A 20498-nucleotide genomic window follows, 5' to 3' on the forward strand; every position below is an offset into this window, starting at 1 on the left:
TCGGCCGGCACCCAGCGATGTCGAGGACGACGTCTCGTCTCAAGGAAGGAAAGCGGCAATGCCGAACACGAACTTCGTGAACTGGCCCACGTTCGACCAGATCAAGGAGATGTTCAAGGAGCACTTCATCATGGACCGGCGTGAGGACGGTGTGGTCACCGTGCGCATGCACACCCTCGGCGGTCCGCTGATCTGGTCGATGGAGCTGCACGACGCCATCGGCAAGATGTGGCGCATGCTCGGCACCGAGCGCTCCACCGAGATGATCATCTTCACCGGCACGGACGAGGCGTGGGTCACCGACTTCGAGAAGGAGTCGTGGATCCCGGAGAGCGTCGAGCCCGCCGCCACCCGCTACAACCACATGTTCATCGACGGCCGGCGCATGCTGATCGCCCAGATCCAGGACGTCGAGGTGCCCACCCTGGGCGTGCTCAGCGGATCCGGCGGCCACACCGAGCTGGCCCTGTGCTGCGACCTCGCCATCGCTGCGGACGACATCACGATCCTCGACCCGCACATGCTGGTCGGCAACGTGCCCGGCGACGGCATCCACAGCTGCTTCTTCCAGCTGATGCCCTACCGCCAGGCCGTCTGGTACCTGCTCAGCGGCGCGAAGATGACCGCGGAGGAGGCCCTGAAGTTCGGTCTGGTCTCCGAGCTCGTGCCGCGGGAGAAGCTGATGGACCGCGCCTACGAGATCGCCGACCTGTTGATGGCCCAGAACCGCTACACCCGTCGCCTGGCCACCCAGGTGATGCGCCGCGGCTGGAAGCAGCGGATCGTCGACGACCTGGACATGACCTTCGGCACCGAGTGCTTCGGCATGTTCACCGACTCCCACGAGCACTCGAACATGCAGTCCATGAACGACTACCTCAACCTGAAGCCCGACTACAAGGGTGCGCTGGACCTGCCGGAGAACGTCGACCGCGAGGCCGTCGCCCGGCGTGCGGAAGAGGCCAACTGAGCCTCGCCCCGCACGGGGCCGGTCGCCGCTGACCGGCCGGCCCCGTCCGGCGCACCGGACCCGGTCAGCGGTTGATCATCGCCAGGAAGTTCAGCAGCGTCTGCTGCCGGTTGTCCTTCCGGTAGATCGCCACCAGGTCGAACTGCGTGTCCAGGTCGGCCAGCTCACACACCCGGATCGGAACACCCTGGAAGGCGGTGTCACTGATGAACCTCGGCTGGATCGAGATCCCGAGCCCGAGTTCCACCCTGAGCACGGCGGTCGGGGTGTTCGGCACGAAGGAGATGCCCGGGCTCGGCTCGGTGCTGTTCCGCGCGGCCAGCTGCAGGGCACGCAGCACCGGAGGGTCGACATGACGCGGCATGATCAGGCGCTGGGCGAGCAGCTCGGCGATCGTGACCACCTCACCGGGCGGGAACGGGTAGTCCTCGCGCATCACCGCGACGAAGTGGTCGTGCCCGATCGAGATCTGGGCGAGCGCGTCGTTGGCCGGAACCTCGAAGTCGAGCGTGAACGCCAGGTCATAGACCCCGTGCAGGATGCTGTCGCTGAGTTGCGGGAACGCCACGTCGTCGATCCGGGTCCGCACGTTCGGGTACGCGGCGGCGTACCGCTGGACGAGCGCGGTGAACGCCGCGCCGAAATTGGTCACGGTGGCGATCCCGAGCTGTCCGGACGCTCCCGACTTCGCGGCCTCCAGCTTGCGGAACACCAACTCGTGGTGGCGAAGGAGCAGCTCGCACTCGTCGTAGAGCACCGCGCCGGCGTCGGTCAGGTGCACGTTGCGGGTGTCCCGGACGAACAGCTGGACGCCGAGTTCCTTCTCCAGGTTGGCGATCTGCCTGCTCAGGGCGGACTGGCCGATGTAGAAGTGCTCGGCCGCCTTGCTGAAGTTGCGGTACATCGCCACGAACTGGAAGTACCTCAGCGACTGCAGGTCCACGCGCGCTCCCTTGCTCGACTCTCCTCGACCGGCCAGCTGGAAAGCCTAGGCCATCTCCCTGTCCTCCAACTGTGCGGAGCCACCACACCATGAGCCGGATTCTCACCATCAACTGCGGGTCGACCTCCACGAAGGTCGCCTTCTTCGACGACGACCGGGAGCTCGCCCGCGCCTCCATCGACGTGCCGCTGGCAGACCTCGCCACCATGCCGAAAGTGCTCGACCAGACCGGGTACCGCACGGCGCAGGTGCGCGAGTTCCTCCTCCACAACGATCTTGACCCGGCCAGCGCGGAGATCGTGGTGGCGCGGGCCGGCACGATCCACCACGTCCCCCGCGACGGGGCGTACGCGGTGAACGAGCTGATGGTGGCCACCCTCACCTATGCGCCGGCCGCCCAGCACGCGTCCGCGCTGAGCTGCCTGATCGGACGCGAACTGGTCGAGGGCACCGGCATCCCGGTGATCATCTACGACCCGACCTGCGTGGACGCGGTCGACGAGATCGCCAAGATCACCGGGGTCCCCGAGATCGTCAACATGCCGGTCTACCACCTGCTCAACCCGAAGGCGGCCGGACGGAAGTACGCCGCCTCGATCGGGTCGGAGTACACCGAGCTGAACCTGGTCGTCGCGCACCTCGGCGGCGGCATCACGATGGCCTTCCACGACCACGGGCGGGTCGCCGACTGGATCTACGACGACGGAGGCCCGATGTCCCCGCAGCGTGGCGGCGCGATCCCGACCCGGCTGCTCACCGACTTCGTCTACACCTCCGGCATGACCCACGCGCAGATGCGGATGTACCTGGCCGGCAGGACCGGGATCGCCGCGCACCTCGGCACCCAGGACGTCCGCGAGGTCGAGCGGAGGATCCTCGCCGGCGACGAGCACGCCGAGCTGATCTACCGCGCGATGGCCTACGGCGTCGCGAAGGGGATCGGCCAGCTCGCCACCGTCCGCGCCGGCAACGTCGACCAGATCATCCTGACCGGCGGCATCGCGCACTCGGAGCTGTTCACCGGCTGGGTCTGTGAACTCGTCTCCTGGATCGCCCCGGTGACCGTCATCCCCGGCGAGAACGAGATGGAGGCCCTCGCCGCCGGCGGCCTACGGGTCCTTCGGGGGGAGGAACCGGTCCACGACTACGACGTGCTGCCCGCCGGCTACTCCAGCCTCGAGGACATCATCGCCCGTCCCAGCTTCCTGGCCTGATCAGCAACCCCTACGAAGAAGGAAACCAACCATGGATCTGTCCAACAAGGTCGTCCTGACCGCGGCGCTCACCGGCGCCGTCACCCCGAAGTCGATCAACGACGCCATCCCGATGACCCCGGAGGAGATCTCCGAAGACGCCTACCGGGTGTGGCAGGCCGGCGCGTCCGTCGTGCACTTCCACATGCGCGACGACGAGGGCCTCGGCACCATGGACAAAGAGCGGTTCAAGAAGACCATGCAGCTGCTCCGTGGCAACCACCCCGACTGCGACGTCGTGATCAACTTCACCACCGCCGGCGACAACCGGGCCAGCGACGAGGAGCGGCTCGCCCACCTGCCCTACGTCACGCCGGAGATCGGCACCTTCGACGCCGGATCGTTCAACTGGATGCCGGACGGCGTGTTCGTGAACTCCCCGCAGTTCCTGGAGCGCCTGGGCCGCACCCTGACCGAGCTGAACATCAAGCCCGAGTTCGAGATCTTCGACTCCGGCCAGATGTACAACGTTGCCCACTACGCGAAGCTCGGCATCCTCAACGCGCCGCTGCACTACCAGTTCGTGCTCGGCGTCCCCGGCGGGATGCCGGCGGACGTGGAGAGCCTGATCTACCTGAAGGGCTTGCTGCCCGCGGAGGCGACCTGGGGCGCCTTCGGCGTCGGCAGGGACAACCAGAAGATCGTCTACGCCACCCTCGCCCTCGGCGGCCACGTCCGCGTCGGGCTGGAGGACAACGTCTACCTCTCCCGCGGCGTGAAGGCGACGAACCTGCAGCTCGTGGAGCGCGCGGTGCGGGTGATCCGCGACTTCGGCAAGGACGTCGCCACCCCCGACGAGGCTCGCCAGATCCTCGACATCCCGTCCCACGAGGGCATGGTCAACGCGGCATGAACACCCCACAGAGGTCTTCTGCTCCGCTGCGCCGCTCCGAACAACTCTGCGGGGGCCCCGCATGAGCCCCGTCAACACGGTCAGCGGTCCGGTCGAGGTCGCCACCCTCGGCCGGACCCTGATGCACGAGCATCTGGTCTTCGGCTACCCGGGCCACGAGGGCGACCGGACGATGTGGACCTACGACGAGGACGCCATCGTCGCGGCGGGCAACGCCGCCCTCGCCTCCATCCAGGCCCAGGGCTTCTCGACGATCTTCGAGGCGACGCCGAACGACTGCGGGCGCAACCCGCTGCTGCTGAAGCGCATCGCCGAGGAGACCGGTTTCACCGTGATCTGCGCGACCGGCTACTACCGGGAGCACCACGGTGGTTCGGCCTACTTCGACATGCGCAGCCTGTTCACCGACACCGTCTCGGAGCTGGCCGACCTGTTCATCACCGAGCTCACCGAGGGCATCGGCGACACCGGGGTCAAGGCCGGGATCATGAAGCTCGGCACCGGCCACGGCGCCATCTCCGACTACGAGCACGTGGTGATCAAGGCCGCGGCACGCGCGCAGCAGGCCACCGGTGCGCCGATCATCACCCACACCGAGGGCGGCACGATGGGCCCCGAGCAGGCCCGTGCGCTCATCGAGGCCGGTGCGGACCCGTCGAAGACGATCGTCGGCCACATGTGCGGCAACGCGCACGACCTCGACTACCAGCTCGCCGTGCTCTCCTATGGCGTCGGCATCGGCTACGACCGGACCGGTGGGAACCGCCTGTTCAACGACATCACCGACGACGACCGCATGGACACGGTCGTCTCGCTCGCCGACCGCGGCTACCTGGACCGGATCTTCTGGTCCCAGGACAGCATCGCGACCTGGCTGGGGCGCAGCTGGGACGGCTTCCGCTCGCTGCCGGGCGCCGAGTACTGGAAGATCACCCGGATCGGGGACTACATCGTCCCCGGGTTGCTCGAGCGTGGACTCACCGACGCCGACATCGACCAGTTGCTGGTCGGCAACATCGCGAGCCTGTGGGGCGATCGGTGAGCAGCTACGCCACCTTCGCCGAGCTGAGGGACGCCCGCCCGCTGACCGCGCGGCCGCAACGCTGCGCCGTCGCGGGCGCCGCGGACGCCCACGCCCTCGAGGCCGTCATGCTGGCCGCGCGGGACGGCTATCTCACCCCGGTGCTGGTCGGGCCGGCCGCGGCGATCGCCGACCTGCTCGCCACCCTGGAGGTGGTGGAGCCGCATGTCGTGGTCGACTGCCCCGAGGGCGAGAACCCGGCCGCGGTCGCCGTCCGGCTGGTCCGCGACGGCGAGGCCGACTTCATCCTCAAGGGCGGCATGCAGACCGCGGACCTGCTGCGTCCGATCCTGAACAAGGAGACCGGGCTGAACGAGCGGGGCTTCATCACCCACTTCGGGCTGATGCAACTGGGCAGCTACCACAAGCTGCTCGCGATGAGCGACTCCGCGGTCATCCCGCACCCGACCCTGGCCGACAAGGCCCGGATCGTCGAGGTCTGCACGGACGCGCTGCGCAGCCTCGGCATCGACGCTCCGGTGGTCGCGGCCCTGTGCGCGGCCGAGACGGTCAGCCCGAAGATCCCGGAGACCGTGGACGCCGCCGAGCTCGCCGCGATGAGCGAGCGGGGCGAGTTCGGGGACGCCGTCGTCGTCGGCCCGATCTCGTTCGACCTGGCCACCAGCCGGGAGGCCGCCGCCGTCAAGGGCTACGACAACCCGTACGCCGGTGATGTCGACATGCTGCTGGTGCCGGAGATGGTCACCGGCAACGTGATCAGCAAGATCTGGAACTCAGACCCCCGCAACACCCTCGCCGGCTGTCTGGTCGGCGCCCGCGTCCCGGTCGGCCTGACCTCCCGCAGCGCATCGATGGAGGAGAAGCTCGCCTCGCTGCTGCTGTGCAGCCTGCTCAGCGCCGCCGGGGCACCCACAACCCGAGGAGTACAGCAATGACAGACAAGCAGCCCGGCGACGTGGTCGTCGTCGGTGCGGCCCGCACCCCCAACGGACGGCTCAAGGGCGGCCTGTCGGAGGTGAGCGCCGTCGAGCTGGGGGCGGCTGCGATCCGCGGCGCGCTGGAGCGGGCCGGCATCGACGCCGCCGCCGTCGACCACGTCGTGATGGGCAACGTGCTGCAGGCCGGGCTCGGGCAGTGCCCGGCGCGGCAGGCCGCGATCGCCGCAGGACTGGGCTGGGACGTGCCGGCCAACACCGTCAACAAGGTGTGCCTGTCGGGCCTGACCGCGGTCATCGACGGCGCCCGGATGATCCGCTGCGGTGAGGCGACCGTCGTGGTGGCCGGCGGGATGGAGTCGATGACCCGCGCGCCGCACCTGCTCGTCGGCTCCCGCTCTGGGTGGACCTTCGGGCATGTCACCGCGATCGACTCGATGGCCAACGACGGGCTCTCGGACGCCTGGAGCCACGAGGCGATGGGCCTGGACACGGACCGGCGTACCGCCGACTACCCGGCCAGCCGCGAGGACCAGGACGCGTTCGCCGCCCGCTCCCACCAGTTGGCGGCAAAGGCGTGGGCCGAGGGTGTGTTCGACGACGAGATCGTCCCGATCACCATCCCGGGCCGCAGGGGCGACACCGTGGTGGACGCCGACGAGGGAATCCGCGCCGACACCACCGTCGAGATCCTGGCGAGGCTGCGTCCCGCGTTCCGCCCGGAAGGGACGCTGACCGCCGGCAACTCCTCCAGCATCAACGACGGGGGAGCCGCTGTGGTCCTCACCACGAGGGCGAACGCCGAGGCCCACGACTGGACGATCCTGGCCACCCTGCGTGCCCACGCGCAGGTGGCCGGGCCGTCGCCGGCGCTCGCGCCGCAGCCGGGCAGCGCGATCCTCGCCGCCCTGGACACGCAGGGCTGGACCGTCGACGACCTGGACCTGGTCGAGATCAACGAGGCCTTCGCCGCGGTCGCCGTCTACGCCGTCAGGCAGCTCGCCGTGCCGCTGGACAAGGTGAACATCCACGGCGGCGGGATCGCCTACGGCCACCCGATCGGCCAGTCCGGCGCCCGGCTGGTCGCCCACCTGGCCCACGAGCTGTACCGACGTGGCACCGGACGTGCCGCAGCCGCCCTGTGCGGCGGCACCGGACAGGGCGACGCCCTGCTGCTGGAGGCATGAGATGACCAAGGTGATCCCGGTGGGGGAGGCCGCGGCGAAGCTCCGCGACGGCATGACCGTGATGTTCGGCGGCTTCATGGGTTGTGGCAACGCCCACCACGTCATCCAGGCGATCATCGACGCCGGCGTGACGGACCTGACCATGATCTGCAATGACGCGTCCGTTCCCGGCTACGGGGTGGCGAAGCTGGTGGAGCACAAGCGGCTGCGCCGGCTGATCACCTCCCACGTCGGGCTCAACCCCCAGGTCGGCGTCCAGATGAACGCCGGTGAGCTGGAGGTCGAGCTGGTCCCGCAGGGCACCCTGGTCGAGCGGATCCGGTCCGGCGGGGCCGGCCTCGGCGGTGTGCTCACCCCGACCGGGCTGGGCACGCCGGTCGCCGAAGGCAAGCCCGTCGTCACCGTCAGCGGCCGCGACTACCTGCTGGAGGAGCCGCTGCGGGCCGATGTCGCCGTGATCAACGGCTACCGCGTCGATCCCGCCGGCAACGTCTGGTACCGGGGCGACGCCCGCAACTTCAACCCGGTGATGGCCACCGCGGCCGACCTGGTGATCGTCGAGGCCGATCATCTCGTCGGACTCGGCGACATCACCCCCGAGGATGTCGTCACCCCGAGCGTCCTGGTCGACTACATCGTTGAAGGGGGAGAACTCCCGTGACCACACCCACTCTCGACCGTGCCGGGCTGAAGGACTTCATCGCCGCCCGGGTCGCCCGCGAACTGAAGGACGGCGACTTCGTCAACCTCGGCATCGGGCTGCCGACCCTGGTCCCGAAGTACCTGTCGGCCGACGTCAAGGTCGTCCTGCAGGCCGAAGTGGGCATGGTGGACGCCGGACCGTGCCCCGACCGCGACCCGGACCCCCGCTACGTGGTGGACGCGGGCGGAGGTCCGGCGTCGATCAGGCTCGGCGGGGCTTTCATCGACTCGGCCACCTCGTTCACCCTGATCCGTGGCGGCCACGTGGACGCCACCGTGCTCGGCGCGCTGCAGGTGGATGCGCAGGGCAACCTGGCGAACTGGATCATCCCGGGGAAGATGGTGCCCGGCATGGGCGGCGCGATGGACCTGGTCGTCGGCGCGAAGCGGGTGATCGTCGCCATGGAGCACACTCAGCGGGGCGAGCCGAAGATCCTTCCCACCTGCACGCTGCCGCTGACCGCGGTGAACTGCGTCGACCTGATCGTCACGGAGATGGGCGTGATCGAGGTCACCCCTGACGGCCTCGTGCTGGTCGAGATCAATCCCCGGCTGGGTGTCGAGGAGGTGGTCGCCGCCACGGCGGCGCCCCTGACGATCTCCCCGGCACTGGCGCCGATCTGCTGATCCGCGCCGTGGCTAGCTTCTATGCGTTTCTTGGATTAGCCCATGCAGGCGCCCCGGGGTTAACTGATCCCGGTGGTGGCGGCGACGGGGCCGCCGGCGCAGGAAAGCGACGCCGCCGGGCTGCAGACGAGGACGGGAGACTCCGGGCCGGGACGGCCCGGGAACCGTCGACAACACGGACGGAGGTCTGAAGGGCAAGGTTCAACGCCCACGGGATCGGACGCCGGAAGGTGTGGGGCAGCCGGCCCTGAACCGGCCGCCCGACACGGCACGTCCGACCGCACGACCTGAGCGGAAGTTCAGGCAGAGAAGTAGCTCACAACCCCGCGCTCCACGCAGACGCGGAAGAACGTACAAGACAAGGAAACCACAATGGCACACAGTGCAACGTCGCCAGCCGTGAGCGAAGGGGCGTACAAACCCTTCCGCTGGTTCATCCTGGCAACCCTGATCGTGGTCGTGGCCGTACAGGCCGTCGCCCTGATCACGCCCGCGCCGCTGATCGGCGAGATCATCAAGACCTCCGGGCTGTCCGCCGGTGAGGTCACCTGGATGACCATGGGCACCTGGAACCTCTTCGTGGCCATCGCCGCCATCCTCGGTGGTCCGCTGATCGACAAGTTCGGCTTCAAGTGGATGTACATCTTCGGCATGGTCATGATCGGCCTCGGCTGGCTGCTGATGCCGGCCATCGGCAGCAGCTTCATGGGTATGACCGTCGCGCGCGCCATCCAGGCGATCGGCGGCGGCCCGATCATGGGCGCCGGCGTGTACGTCTCGGCCACCTGTTTCCCGAAGCAGGAACGCGGCATGGTCAACGGCGTCCTCGGGGCGGCGATGGGCCTGGGCATCATGATCGGCCTCAACCTCGGCCCGGCCAGCATGGCCGCCGCCGGTGACTGGGCCGTCGGCCTGCGCAACCTGTGGCCGCTGGCCCTGGTGGGCATCGTGATGACCGTCGTGTGCATGGTCGGCCCGAAGGTGGCGCCGGAGGGTGCCAACCTGGAGAACGTCGACGAGGCGGCCGCCGCGTCGAACCTCGCGCTGTACAAGAAGGCCCTCCTCCTGCCGCTGACCTGGATCGCGACGGCCTGCGTCGTCATCGCCTCCTGGTTCAACCAGGCCTACAACGACATGACCCCCGGCTACCTCGCCCTCGAACCGCCGGTCGGCCTCGGCCTCGGCGCGACCGGTGCCGGCTCGATCGCCTCGCTGGCCCAGATCGGCAACATCGTCGGCTGCCTGGCGGTCGGTGTCATCGTCGAGCGTCTGTTCCACGGCAAGGCCCGGCCGGCCCTGATGGTCGCCTTCGCGGCGATGGCTGTGGGCGCAGGGCTGATCCTGGTGCCCGGGGTCAAGACCAGCCAGGTGATCCTGACCACCGTGATGATGATCACGGTGTTCTTCCTCGGCTGGATCAACGCCACCGCGCTGGGCTGGGTCGCCAAGAACTACCCGGCGGAGATCACCGGCAAGCTCGGCGGCATGGCGCAGGGCATCGGCATCTTCGGCGGCCTGGCCGGCGTGGCTGCGGGTTCCGCGGCACTGCACGCGACCGGCTTCTACGTCGTGTCCACGATGATCATGGTCGGCGTCGCCCTCGTCGGCGTCGTCGTGGCCTTCTTCATGCAGACCCACAAGCACCAGAAGCTCGAGGGCGCTGCCCCCGAGACCCTGGCGTCCTCGGGGCGCTGAGCTCACGGCGTGGGCTCGTGGCGCCACCCGCCCCGAGCCCACGCCTTTCCACGTCGCGGAAGGAGTACTGCGGTGACCGTTCACCCCGGTAGGGAGACCACGGGCCGTCTCTGCGTGGACGAACGCAGCACCTTCGGCCTGCTCACCGACGCCCTCTACGACGAACCAGGGGTGGTCCTGCGGGAACTCGTCTCCAACGCCATCGACGCCATCGGGCGACGCGCCGACGTCGAGCCCGGCGCGCCGGCCGGACGCGTCACGGTCGCCCTGGACAGCGGGCGGCGCACCCTGGAGGTCCGCGACAACGGCATCGGGATGAGCGCGGACGAGGTGCGCCGCTGCCTGAACCAGATCGCCTGGTCGGGGACCGCCGAGCACGTCCGGCAGTGGCAGGAGGCCGGGGCGTCCGCGCCGATCGGACAGTTCGGCGTCGGCTTCTACTCCGCGTTCATGCTCGCCCCCACCGTCGAGGTGCACACCAGCTCGGCTCTGGGCGCCGAGCCGGTGCGCTGGACGTGCACCCGCGAGATGGAGTGGCGGATCGAACCCGGCGAGCGGGTCGAGGTCGGCACCACCGTGCTGCTCCGCCTGGCCACCGGCAGCCCCTACCTGGCTCGCCCCACCGAGATCCGCGAGGCGCTGCTGCGCTGGTTCCCTTTCCCCAGGGTCCCGCTCGAGCTGTGCCTCGAGGACGGGGACCCGCAGCTGGTCGGCGACGTCGACCCGGTCTGGCGACGCCCGGAGACCGCCACCACCAAGGAGACCAACGGCTTCTACCGGGAGCACTTCGGCGAGGCGAACGACCCGATCGGCGCCCTTCCCCTGTGCAGCCCCGACCTCGGCCTGCGCGGCATGCTGTTCCTGCGTGACACCCACGGCGGAGCGGACGCCATCGACGGCCGGATCGAGATCTTCAGCCGTGGCGTCCATGTCGGGGACGACCTCCGGGCGCTGGTGCCGAAGTTCGCGAACCTGCAGCACGCCGTGATCGAGTGCGACGAACTGCCGCTGGTGGTCTCCCGTGGACAGGTCCGAAGCGGCGGAGACGACGATGTCGCTGGCCTGGTCGCCGAGTGCCTCAGCCAGGAGCTGGCGATCGCCCTGCACGGCATGTTCACCGACGACCGGGCCCGCTACGAGCGGCTGTGGCCCGAACTGGCGCCGTTCGTGAAGTACGGCGTACTGACCGACCGGATCTTCGCGTCCGTGATGACGAAGCGGGTGCTGTTCCGCGGCCTCGACGGCGCGCTGCACACGGTGGCCGAGTACCTCGACCAGGTGGCGCCGACCCACCCGGGAATGGTCTTCTACGTCTCCGACCCGGTCGGCCAGGCTGCAGCGGTCGAGGCCTTCCGGCACGCCGGCATCCCGGCGCTGGTGCTCGACCATGTGATCGACCAGCCGCTCCTGCAACGCTTCGAGGCCGCCACGACGAACGCCCGGTTCACCCGGCTGGACGCCGACATCGCCCACACGCTGGCCGCCGACCCGGAGCCGGGGGACGCCGAACTCGCCGGGCGAGTGGTCGAACGGTTCGAGCGCTCCGCGTCCGACCGGTTGCCCGGCACCCGGTTCGCCGCGGTCCGGCTGCGGGTGCCCGACCTGCCGGTGGTCCTCTCCAGCGAGGAGGACCTGCGCAGGATGAGCGACCTCGCCCGGATGGGCGGGCTGCTCAGCGGTCGCGCGACGGCGGAGCCCGTCGTGCCGCGGACCTGTGTGCTGAACCTGCACAACCCGCTGGTCCGCAGCGTGGCGGCCGCTCCGGAACCGGTCGCGGCGCTCGCCGCGGCCCAGTTGGCCGACCTCACCCTGCTCGGCCACGACGAACTCTCGCCGGAGGGCCTGCTCGGCTTCCTGGCGCGCAGCCAGGCGATCCTGGCCGACTACCTGGGCACAGGCCCGAACGAATGAGGACAGACATGGACGCAGTAATCGTCGGCTACGGCCGATCCGCCATCGCCAAGGCGGGCAAGGGCAGCCTTGCCGCCGTGCACCCGGTCGACTTCGGCGCACAGACGCTGCGCGGCGTGCTCGATCGCGTGCCCGCGCTGGACGCGGCGGAGATCGACGACGTGATCGTCGGCTGCGCGATCCCCGAGGCGGCGATGGGCCTCAACCCCGCCCGCAACATCGTGCTCCGCGCGGGCCTGCCGGACCCGGTGTCCGGCGTCACGGTGAACCGGTTCTGCTCCTCGGGCCTGCAGGCCATCGCCGACGCCACCGCGCGGATCCGCGCCGGCATGGCCGACGTGGTCGTCGCCGGCGGCGTGGAACACATGTCGAGCCCGGTCCTCAGTGACAACCCCGAGTACCTCGACCCGTGGCTGGTCGAGCAGACCGACGCCTACATCCCGATGGGTGTCACCGGCGAGAACGTGGCCAGGAAGTGGGGGATCACCCGTACCGAGCTGGACCAGCTCGCCGTGCAGAGCAACGCCCGCGCGGCGCTCGCGCGGGAAGCCGGCCGGTTCGCCGCGCAGATCGTTCCGGTGACCGGACGCACCCCGGCCGGCGAGGAGTTCCCCTTCTGCGTGGACGAGGGCATCCGGCCCGGCACCAACCTGGCGTCCCTGGCCGGGCTGAAGAGCGTGTTCGCCGAGGACGGCCTGCTCACCGCCGCCACCAGCTCGCAGCGCAGCGACGGCGCCGGCTTCGCCGTGGTGATGTCGGCACAACGCGCCGGGAGCCTGGGCGTCCGTCCGCTCGCGCGGCTGCTCGGCTTCGCCGTCGCCGGCGTCGACCCGGCCTACATGGGCATGGGCCCGGTGGCGGCCGTGCCGAAGGTGCTCGCCCAGGTCGGGCTGGGCATCGAGGAGCTCGACGTGGTCGAGCTGAACGAGGCGTTCGCGTCCCAGGCGCTGGCCGTGGTGGGCGAGCTCGGCCTCGACCCGGAACGGGTGAACCCGAACGGCGGCGCGCTGGCGATGGGGCACCCGCTCGGTGCGACCGGCGCGATCCTCACCGCCAAGGTGATCGCAGAGCTGGAGCGCCGCGACGCGCGCTACGGGCTGGTCACGATGTGCGTGGGTGGCGGCATGGGCGCCGCCGGAATCATCGAGAAGTTGTGAGAGGCACGAACATGACAACGAAGTACAGCCACCTGGCCGCGCCGATCCGGATCGGCAACCTGGAACTGAAGAACCGGTTCATGAAGAACGGCACCGGCTTCTTCTGGGACGATCCGGACACCGGCAGCTACATCAACGACCGCTACCTCGACTACTTCGAGACCCTCGCGAAGGGCGGCACCGCGCTGATCTCGTCGGCGAGCGGCCCGCTGACCCGCGACCTGGACGCGAAGATGCCCGGCTTCCGGATCACCGACGACCGCTACATCCCCGGCTGGCAGCGCTGGGCAGATGTCGTCCACCGCCACGGCGCGGTCGCGTTCGGGCAGCTGTTCCACCTCGGGCCGATGGCGCCACTGCTGGTGAAGGTGCCGCCGTCCGCCTCGGCCTCAGCGATTCCGCGGAATGAATCCCCGCGTCCGGGGTTCGGTGACTTCCGGGCGTTCACCGTTCCCGAGATCGAGGACATCATCGACCTGTTCGCCGAGTGCGCCGAACGCCAGCAGAAGGCGGGGCTGGACGGGACCGAACTGAACGCCGCCTGCAACCATTTCGTGAACAACTTCCTCTCCCGGGCATGGAACCGCAGGGAGGACGAGTACGGCGTCGGTTCGATGGAGAACCGGACGCGGGTCGCGGTGAACATCATCTCCGAGATCAAGCGGCGCAACGGGGCCGACTGGCCCCTGATCATGCTGTTCAACGGCAGGGAGGTCGACCTCGACGACGGCATCACGATCGAGGAGAGCACCGAGTTCGCGAAGATCTTCGTCGCTGCCGGGGCGGACGCCCTGGAGGTGCGCGGCGAGTACTACACGTGGACGAAGGACGTCGAACGCCGCGAGAGCCTGCACTTCCCGGACATGTACCTCTACCCGCATCGCACCGGCCCGGTCGACCCGTACGTGGACGCGTCCCGACGCGGTGCCGGCGCCAACATCCCGATGGCCGCGGAGATCAAGAAGGTCGTCACCGTCCCGGTGATCACCGTCGGCCGGCTGGACTGGGAGATCGGCGAGAAGGCGATCGCCGAGGGGAAGATCGACATCGTCAGCATGAACCGGCGACTGTTCGCCGATCCCGGCCTGCCGAACAAGGTGCTCACCGCTCACACGCGGGACATCAACCCGTGCAGCTCCTGCATGACCTGCTTCGACGCCTGCGAGCACTTCGAGCCCGTCCGCTGCCGGGTGAATGCGAGCCTCGGCCACGAGCGCGAGTACGCGATCCGTCCGGCGCCGGTGAAGAAGAAGGTCGTCGTGGTCGGCGGCGGACCCTCCGGCATGGAGGCTGCCCGGGTGGCGGCGCTGCGCGGCCACGAGGTGGTGTTGTACGAGAAGCTGCACAAGCTCGGCGGCTCGCTGCCGGTCGCCGCGCTGGTCAAGGGCCCGCGTGAGGACATCGCGGGGCTGGTCCACTACCTCGACCGGCAGGTGCACCAGGCGGGCGTGACCGTCCACCTCGGCAAGGCTGCGACGCACGACCTGATCGCGAAGGAGCACCCGGACGCCGTCGTCGTCGCGGCCGGAGGCACCCACGAGGTGCCGGCCATCCCCGGCATCGACGGCCCGAACGTGATCACCGCACAGGATCTGCACAAGCTGGCCAAGAACCTGTTGCAGGTCGTGCCGCCGCAGGCGCTGCGCACCCTGCAGGGACTCCCGGTCGCCCGCGATGTGATGATCGGCAAACGCGTGGTGATCATGGGCGGACGCCTGCACGGCTGCCAGACCGCCGAGTACCTGATCGGCCTGGGCAAGCAGGTGACGATCGTGGACACCGCCTCCAGAGACGAGATCGGCGAGGGACTGCTGGAGGTCTTCCTCAAGCCCTACCTGCTGTTCTGGCTGGAGGACCAGGGCGTGGAGTTCGTGACCGGCGTCAGCTACGAGCGGGTCACGAAGGACGGCCTGGTGGTGCGCACCGAGGACGGACAGAGCCGGCTGCTGCCCGCCGACACGGTGATGACGGCGCTGCCGCTCCACCCCAATGCCGCGGCCACGGCCCTCGCCGGCGGCCTGGGCGCTGAGGTGCACACGATCGGCGACGCCGCCGACCCGCAGCTGATCGTCGACGCCATCGCCGCCGGCGCCCGTGTCGGCCACGAGCTGTAGGGGGAGTGGAGATGCGTTCGGCAGTCCTGTACGGCACCGGTGACCTTCGGGTCGAGGAGCGAGCCGTCCCGCACGCCGGTCCCGGCCAGCTGGTCGTCCGGATGCTCTACGCCGGACTCTGCGGCACGGACGTGGAGGCCTACCAGCACCCGATCCTGCCGCCGGACATGGTGCTCGGCCACGAGAACGTCGGCGAGATCGTCGAGGTGGGGGACGGCGTGCGCGGCCCGTGGCAGGTGGGGATGCGGATCATCTGCGGTCCGCCGGACGCGTGCGCGGACGGCTGCCCGGCCTGCCGGGTCGGCAGGACCAATGTGTGCTCATCGGCGTTCCCGCACACCAACGGCATCGGCGGCCCGGACGGCGGGATGGCCGAGTACATGCTGGTGGCCGACGCCGACCACACGATGCTGGTCGCGGTCCCCGACGACGTCGCGTCGCGGGACGCCGTGCTGTACGACCCGGTCTGCGTGGCGCTGCACGGCGTCCGGCGTTCGAGCTTCCGGGTCGGCGACGACGTGGTGGTCTCGGGTGCCGGCCCGGTCGCGCTCGGCGCGATCCAGTTCCTGAAGGCCGGCGGGGCCCGCCGGCTGGTGGTGCTGGGCACCAACAGCGCCAAGTTTCCCCTGCTGGAGCGCTACGGCGCGGACGTCTGCATCAACGCGAAGGATTCGACCGACCTCGGTGCCGACATCCGGGAGGCGCTGGGCCGTCCGGAGGGCGCAGACGTCACGTTCGAGTGCGCGGGCAACGCCACCAGCCTGCGCAACTGCGTGTTCTCCGCGGCGAAGAACGGCGGCCAGGTGGTGCTGCTGGGCACGATCGCGACCCCGATGGACCTCGTCCAGGCCCAGTTCGGGCCGCGCGAGATCGACCTGATCGGCAGCTTCGTCTACACCCGCGACGAGATCGGCATCTTCCTGGACATGCTGCGCGCGGGAAAGATCGCGTTCCCCGACCTGGTCGGCGACGTGATCGGGCTGGATGAGGTGGTGGCCCGCGGCCTGTGTCGTCCCGATCGTGGCAGCGCGCTGAAGATCCTCGTGGATCCGAGCCTGCGGTGAGGGACGCGATGCCTCTCGTCCGGGCGAATGGTGCGCTCACGTATCCGCACCTGTTCAGTCCGCTGACGGTCCGGGGTGTGACCTTCCGCAACCGGGTGTTCGGTTCGCCGATCACCACGAACCGGATCGTGGAGAACGGCTACCCGACGCCGGAAGGCATCGACTTCTACGAGGCCAGGTCCCGGGGCGGGTTCGCCCAGGTGACGCTCACCGAGGCGTTCGTGGACGACGAGTTCTCCCGGCGGCACGAGCACGGCCTCGACCTGTACTCCCGGCAGCTGTCGACCATCCACGCCGAAGCGATCCTGACCCTCACCGAGGCGATCACGGCGCACGGCGCGGTGGCGTCCATCCAGTTGAACCACGTGGGCGGGGTCAACCACCCGAACGCGATCAAGGGCCACCTCAACCCGATCGGGCCGTCGTCGTCCGTCCGTCCGGACGGGGTGCGGGTGGACGCGATGGACGAGGCGATGATGGAGCGCGTCGCGTCCCACTTCGCCGAGGCGGCGCTGATGTGCCGCAAGCTCGGCTTCGGCATGGTGATGCTGCACGGGGGCCACGGCTGGCTGCTCAGCCAGTTCGTCTCCCCGCTGTCCAACCATCGCACCGACCGCTACGGCGGGTCGCTGGAGAACCGGGCCCGGTTCCCGCTGATGGTGATCGACCGGGTCCGGGACGCCGTGGGCGAGGACTTCCCGATCGAGTTCCGAATCTCCGGCGACGAGCGGACGCCGGGCGGTATGGAGTTGCCCGAGACGGTCGAGTACTGCCGGATGCTGGAGTCCCACGTGGACCTTATCCACGTGACCTCCGGCCTCTACTTCAACCATGTGGAGTCGAAGGCCTTCTCCTCGATGTTCGACGCCCACGGCTGCAATCTCGATCTGGCCGCGGCGGTCAGGGCCGCCGTCTCGGTGCCCGTGGTGGCCGTGGGCGGGTTCAACGACCCGCAGCAGATCGAGGACGCGATCGCGGCCGGCCAGTGCGACGCCGTGGCGCTGGGCCGCCAGCAATTCGCCGATCCGGAGTTCGTGAACAAGGCGGCCGCCGGACGCGCGGACGAGATCTACCCCTGCCTGCGCTGTTCCTGCTTCAACCCGCTGATGGCCGACCCGGAGTCGCGTCCGGTGCCGCCGCTGTGGTCGTGCACGGTGAACCCGTGGGCGTCGCGCGAGCTGCGCTGGCGCACGGCACCGCGTCCGCTCGGGCGGCGCCGGGTGCTTGTCGTCGGCGCCGGACCGGGTGGCCTGTTCGCGGCGCTGACGGCTGCCGAACGCGGTCACGATGTCACCGTGTGGGAGAAGTCGGACACTCTGGGCGGCACGCTCTGGTTCACCGACCGCGACCTGCACAAGGAGAGCCTGCGGCGCTACAAGGACGCCCTGGCCGTTCGCTGCCGACGCCTGGGCGTGACCATCGAGACCGGCCACGAAGCCACCCCGGAGGACATCCGCGAGTTCGGCGCCGACCGCACGATCATCGCGGTCGGCGCGCAGGCCGCCGTGCCGCCGATCCCCGGCATCGACCACGCGCACCACACCATGTGGGCCTACCAGAACCCCGACCTGCTCGGCCGGCGGGTCGTCATGGTCGGCGGCGGCCTGATCGGCTGCGAGTCCAGCCTGCTCTTCGCTGAACAGGGCCACCAGGTCACCATCCTGGAGGCCCTGCCCGAGCTGGCGAAGGAGGCCAACGACTCCCACCGCAGGGCCCTCCTGCCACGGCTGGCCACGGCGCTGACGGCGGTCACGGGCGCGCGGGTGCTCCAGATCCGCCCGGACGGGGTGGTCTACGCTGACGCATCCGGCGAGCACGCGATCGAGGCCGACACCGTCCTGTTCGCAACCGGCAGCCGGCCGCGGACGGCGCTCGCGCGGCGACTGGCGGGGGGATCGCCCCAGGCGGTCACGATTGGCGACTGCAACGCCGCCCGCCGGGTGGAGCAGGCCACCTACGAGGGCTTCTGCGCGGCCATGGACGTCATCTAGGTGGGAGTGGGAGCGGAATGGGGCGGCTGGACGGAAAGGTGGCGATCGTCACCGGGGGCAACTCTGGCATCGGAAGGGCCACGGTGCTGTTGTTCGCCCGGGAGGGCGCGATGGTCGTGGTCTCCGGACGACGGCAGGACGCGAACGAGAAGGTGGTCGCCGAGGTCGCCGCTGCCGGTGGGTCGGCCCTCGCCGTTCCTGCGGACGTCTCCGTCCCGGACGATTGCCGGCGACTGGTGGACGCGACCATCGCCGCGTACGGCCGGATCGACGTGCTGGTCAACAACGCCGGCATCGCCGACCGGCACCTGCCGATCGACGAGTGCAGCGAGGAGTGGTTCGACCACGTGACGAGGGTCGACCAGTACTCGGTGTTCTTCATGACGAAGTACGCACTGGCTCACATGGCGCCGATCGGCACCGGTTCGATCGTGAACGTCTCCTCGATCGGAGCCGGAGGAGTGGCCGGCATCGCCTACAGCGGGGCGAAGGCCGCCGTGAATGCGATGACGAAGAACATCGCGATCCGGTACGCGGCGACCGGGATCCGCTGCAACGCGGTCGCGCCCGGCCCGACGCCGACGCCGCTGAACGCCCCCGAGGCTGTGGCGACCTTCCATGCCGGGTTCGCCGAGCAGTGCGGACGCCACATCGACATCACCCTGCCCACCGCCTCGGCCGAGGACCAGGCGCAGGCGATCCTGTGGTTCGCCTCCGACGCGTCCCGCTCGGTGACCGGACAGATCCTCTACGTCGACCACGGCACGAGCCTGTACGGCTGACTTCCCGGCGACCGGCCGGAGTCCTTCCGCGCTCACCGCCGCGGCAGGGCCGAGCGGGCGAACGGCCGGTTCGGTGGAGCCCCTCGGGTTCGCGTCGACTACGGCCGTGCCCGGCTGGCCGGGCCGGGCCGGAGCAGGTAGCAGGTGTCGGCGAAGGCGTCGGTGGCCGCGCTGTAGCCGTAGCAGGCCAGCACGAGGTCGGGCCCACTGGTGACGACCGGGCTGTCCGACCCGGTCGGGAGGCGTGGTGTCGCGGACCACAGCCGGGTGTCCGGGTCGTAGAGGTGGCCACGCACCTCGACCATTCCCGCGACGGTGACCGGCCAGAACACGGTGCTCCCACCGCTGACGCCGACGAACGCTCCATCGCTGGCCGGCCGGTCCACGTCCGACCACCGACCGGTCCGGGTGTCGAGGAACCACGCCTTCCTGCGCTGGCCACGCCACACCGCGTAGTCGGTCAGGCTGGTGCTGAGCGCGATCGAGTGCAACACGTAGGTCTCCATCGCGGGTGTGACGGTACGGGTCAGCCGCGCCGTGGTCGTGTCGACGGTGTCGACGGCCCAGATGCTCGTCGGTGACCCGGTGGTCATGCTGGTGAGGACCAGCCGGTCTCCGGCCACGGTCGCGGACGTGGCCGAGCCGTCGGCGCTGCCCTCGATCGTGTGCAGGACCCAGGTGTCCCGTTCGGGACGCAGCGTCGCGAACGTCACCTCGCCCGGGTGGTCGTCGCGGGTGGCGACGGCGACCACCGCGGAGTCGACCGTGCCGAAGGCGATGATGTCTCCCCCGGGGGGGAAGGGAAGCCGCCGCCACTGGTCGGTGTCCAGGTCGTAGGCCAGCAATGACGTCGTGCCGAGCAGATAGATCGTCGTGTCGAGCACGGCTGCCTGCTCCAGCGTGGTCTGCGGGAACCCGTACACGTCCTCCGGCGCGTCGGCGATCCTTGTCCAGCTGTCGGCCCGGGGGTCGTAGCGGGCACCGTCGCGCAGGAAGGCCGGCGCGCCGCAATCGGCGCTGGCCGGGCACGGGGCGGAACGGACTCCGCCGATCACGACGAACGTGCCGTCGGCCCACATCGCCACGCTGCTCTGACGCGGGCTCAGCGGAGACGCCGCGGTCGCCACCCAGGTGTCGGTCGGCAACGTCGCTGAGGGGCTCGCCGCAGGCAGGGCCGGCACCGGGCCCGGGCCGATGCCCTGCCACGACACCACCAGGGCCACCAACACCGCGGCCGCGGCGGCCGCGGGCGGCAGCCACCAGCGCTCCCGG

17 protein-coding genes are annotated in these 20498 nt (G+C 69.9%); 15 read left to right on the forward strand and 2 right to left on the reverse strand.

What is annotated here, in order from left to right:
- Window positions 1-58: 58 nt before the first annotated feature.
- Entirely contained in the window at window positions 59-970 is a 912-nt protein-coding gene (locus QM633_RS03670; protein ID WP_415152374.1) for an enoyl-CoA hydratase/isomerase family protein, read from the forward strand.
- A gap of 64 nt (window positions 971-1034) precedes the next feature.
- Here the strand turns inward: QM633_RS03670 and QM633_RS03675 are convergent, their stop codons facing one another.
- Window positions 1035-1913, reverse strand: a complete 879-nt coding sequence (locus QM633_RS03675) for a LysR family transcriptional regulator (protein ID WP_415152375.1) — start codon at window positions 1911-1913, stop codon at window positions 1035-1037.
- 89 nt (window positions 1914-2002) lie between these two features.
- Here QM633_RS03675 and buk point away from each other — a divergent pair, with 89 nt between their 5' ends.
- From buk to QM633_RS03745, 14 genes are all read left to right on the forward strand, one after another.
- Entirely contained in the window at window positions 2003-3127 is a 1125-nt protein-coding gene (gene buk / locus QM633_RS03680; RefSeq protein WP_415152376.1) for a butyrate kinase, read from the forward strand.
- Between the two features lie 31 nt (window positions 3128-3158).
- Complete coding sequence (locus tag QM633_RS03685) at window positions 3159-4019, forward strand: 3-keto-5-aminohexanoate cleavage protein (RefSeq protein WP_415152377.1); 861 nt, start codon at window positions 3159-3161, stop codon at window positions 4017-4019.
- 61 nt (window positions 4020-4080) lie between these two features.
- Window positions 4081-5061: a phosphotriesterase gene (locus tag QM633_RS03690; RefSeq protein ID WP_415152378.1), complete on the forward strand. Its 981-nt coding sequence runs from the start codon at window positions 4081-4083 to the stop codon at window positions 5059-5061.
- The gene (locus tag QM633_RS03695; RefSeq protein WP_415152379.1) at window positions 5058-5996 is read left to right on the forward strand and encodes a phosphate acyltransferase; all 939 of its coding nucleotides are present in this window, start codon (window positions 5058-5060) and stop codon (window positions 5994-5996) included. The genes QM633_RS03690 and QM633_RS03695 overlap by 4 nt, the downstream gene beginning before the upstream one ends.
- Window positions 5993-7183: an acetyl-CoA C-acetyltransferase gene (locus QM633_RS03700; protein ID WP_415152380.1), complete on the forward strand. Its 1191-nt coding sequence runs from the start codon at window positions 5993-5995 to the stop codon at window positions 7181-7183. The genes QM633_RS03695 and QM633_RS03700 overlap by 4 nt, the downstream gene beginning before the upstream one ends.
- A 1-nt stretch (window position 7184) precedes the next feature.
- Window positions 7185-7844, forward strand: coding sequence for a CoA transferase subunit A (locus tag QM633_RS03705; RefSeq protein ID WP_415152381.1), 660 nt, complete (start codon window positions 7185-7187; stop codon window positions 7842-7844).
- Window positions 7841-8512, forward strand: coding sequence for a 3-oxoacid CoA-transferase subunit B (locus tag QM633_RS03710; RefSeq protein WP_415152382.1), 672 nt, complete (start codon window positions 7841-7843; stop codon window positions 8510-8512). The genes QM633_RS03705 and QM633_RS03710 overlap by 4 nt, the downstream gene beginning before the upstream one ends.
- A gap of 372 nt (window positions 8513-8884) precedes the next feature.
- The gene (locus QM633_RS03715) at window positions 8885-10207 is read left to right on the forward strand and encodes an MFS transporter (protein WP_415152383.1); all 1323 of its coding nucleotides are present in this window, start codon (window positions 8885-8887) and stop codon (window positions 10205-10207) included.
- Between the two features lie 114 nt (window positions 10208-10321).
- A complete protein-coding gene (locus QM633_RS03720) occupies window positions 10322-12118 on the forward strand; it encodes an ATP-binding protein (protein ID WP_415152384.1) in 1797 nt (598 codons plus the stop codon).
- Between the two features lie 8 nt (window positions 12119-12126).
- The gene (locus QM633_RS03725) at window positions 12127-13275 is read left to right on the forward strand and encodes a thiolase family protein (RefSeq protein WP_415152385.1); all 1149 of its coding nucleotides are present in this window, start codon (window positions 12127-12129) and stop codon (window positions 13273-13275) included.
- 11 nt (window positions 13276-13286) lie between these two features.
- Window positions 13287-15389: an FAD-dependent oxidoreductase gene (locus QM633_RS03730; RefSeq protein ID WP_415152386.1), complete on the forward strand. Its 2103-nt coding sequence runs from the start codon at window positions 13287-13289 to the stop codon at window positions 15387-15389.
- An 11-nt stretch (window positions 15390-15400) separates the two neighbouring features.
- Window positions 15401-16453, forward strand: coding sequence for a zinc-dependent alcohol dehydrogenase (locus QM633_RS03735; protein WP_415152387.1), 1053 nt, complete (start codon window positions 15401-15403; stop codon window positions 16451-16453).
- An 8-nt stretch (window positions 16454-16461) separates the two neighbouring features.
- Window positions 16462-18444 carry an FAD-dependent oxidoreductase gene (locus tag QM633_RS03740; RefSeq protein WP_415152388.1) on the forward strand — a complete coding sequence of 661 codons (1983 nt, stop codon included), beginning with the start codon at window positions 16462-16464 and terminating at the stop codon, window positions 18442-18444.
- Window positions 18445-18461: 17 nt separating this feature from the next.
- Window positions 18462-19226, forward strand: coding sequence for an SDR family NAD(P)-dependent oxidoreductase (locus QM633_RS03745; RefSeq protein WP_415152389.1), 765 nt, complete (start codon window positions 18462-18464; stop codon window positions 19224-19226).
- A 98-nt stretch (window positions 19227-19324) separates the two neighbouring features.
- On the opposite strand, the gene QM633_RS03750 is transcribed toward QM633_RS03745, so the two are convergent.
- Window positions 19325-20498, reverse strand: a 1174-nt coding sequence (locus QM633_RS03750) for a hypothetical protein (RefSeq protein ID WP_415152390.1), incomplete at its 5' end; no start/stop codon positions are given.

Source organism: Propionicimonas sp., from assembly GCF_047606205.1.
In the GTDB taxonomy this organism is placed as follows: Bacteria; Actinomycetota; Actinomycetes; order Propionibacteriales; family Propionibacteriaceae; genus Propionicimonas.

What these genes read in the sequence shown, in the direction of transcription:
- QM633_RS03745 (WP_415152389.1), top strand. Translation starts at nt 18,462, where the DNA reads ATGGGGCGGCTGGACGGAAAGGTGGCGATCGTCACCGGGGGCAACTCT.
- buk (WP_415152376.1), top strand. Translation starts at nt 2,003, where the DNA reads ATGAGCCGGATTCTCACCATCAACTGCGGGTCGACCTCCACGAAGGTC.
- QM633_RS03685 (WP_415152377.1), top strand. Translation starts at nt 3,159, where the DNA reads ATGGATCTGTCCAACAAGGTCGTCCTGACCGCGGCGCTCACCGGCGCC.
- QM633_RS03670 (WP_415152374.1), top strand. Translation starts at nt 59, where the DNA reads ATGCCGAACACGAACTTCGTGAACTGGCCCACGTTCGACCAGATCAAG.
- QM633_RS03725 (WP_415152385.1), top strand. Translation starts at nt 12,127, where the DNA reads ATGGACGCAGTAATCGTCGGCTACGGCCGATCCGCCATCGCCAAGGCG.
- QM633_RS03735 (WP_415152387.1), top strand. Translation starts at nt 15,401, where the DNA reads ATGCGTTCGGCAGTCCTGTACGGCACCGGTGACCTTCGGGTCGAGGAG.
- QM633_RS03705 (WP_415152381.1), top strand. Translation starts at nt 7,185, where the DNA reads ATGACCAAGGTGATCCCGGTGGGGGAGGCCGCGGCGAAGCTCCGCGAC.
- QM633_RS03690 (WP_415152378.1), top strand. Translation starts at nt 4,081, where the DNA reads ATGAGCCCCGTCAACACGGTCAGCGGTCCGGTCGAGGTCGCCACCCTC.
- QM633_RS03715 (WP_415152383.1), top strand. Translation starts at nt 8,885, where the DNA reads ATGGCACACAGTGCAACGTCGCCAGCCGTGAGCGAAGGGGCGTACAAA.
- QM633_RS03740 (WP_415152388.1), top strand. Translation starts at nt 16,462, where the DNA reads ATGCCTCTCGTCCGGGCGAATGGTGCGCTCACGTATCCGCACCTGTTC.
- QM633_RS03730 (WP_415152386.1), top strand. Translation starts at nt 13,287, where the DNA reads ATGACAACGAAGTACAGCCACCTGGCCGCGCCGATCCGGATCGGCAAC.
- QM633_RS03700 (WP_415152380.1), top strand. Translation starts at nt 5,993, where the DNA reads ATGACAGACAAGCAGCCCGGCGACGTGGTCGTCGTCGGTGCGGCCCGC.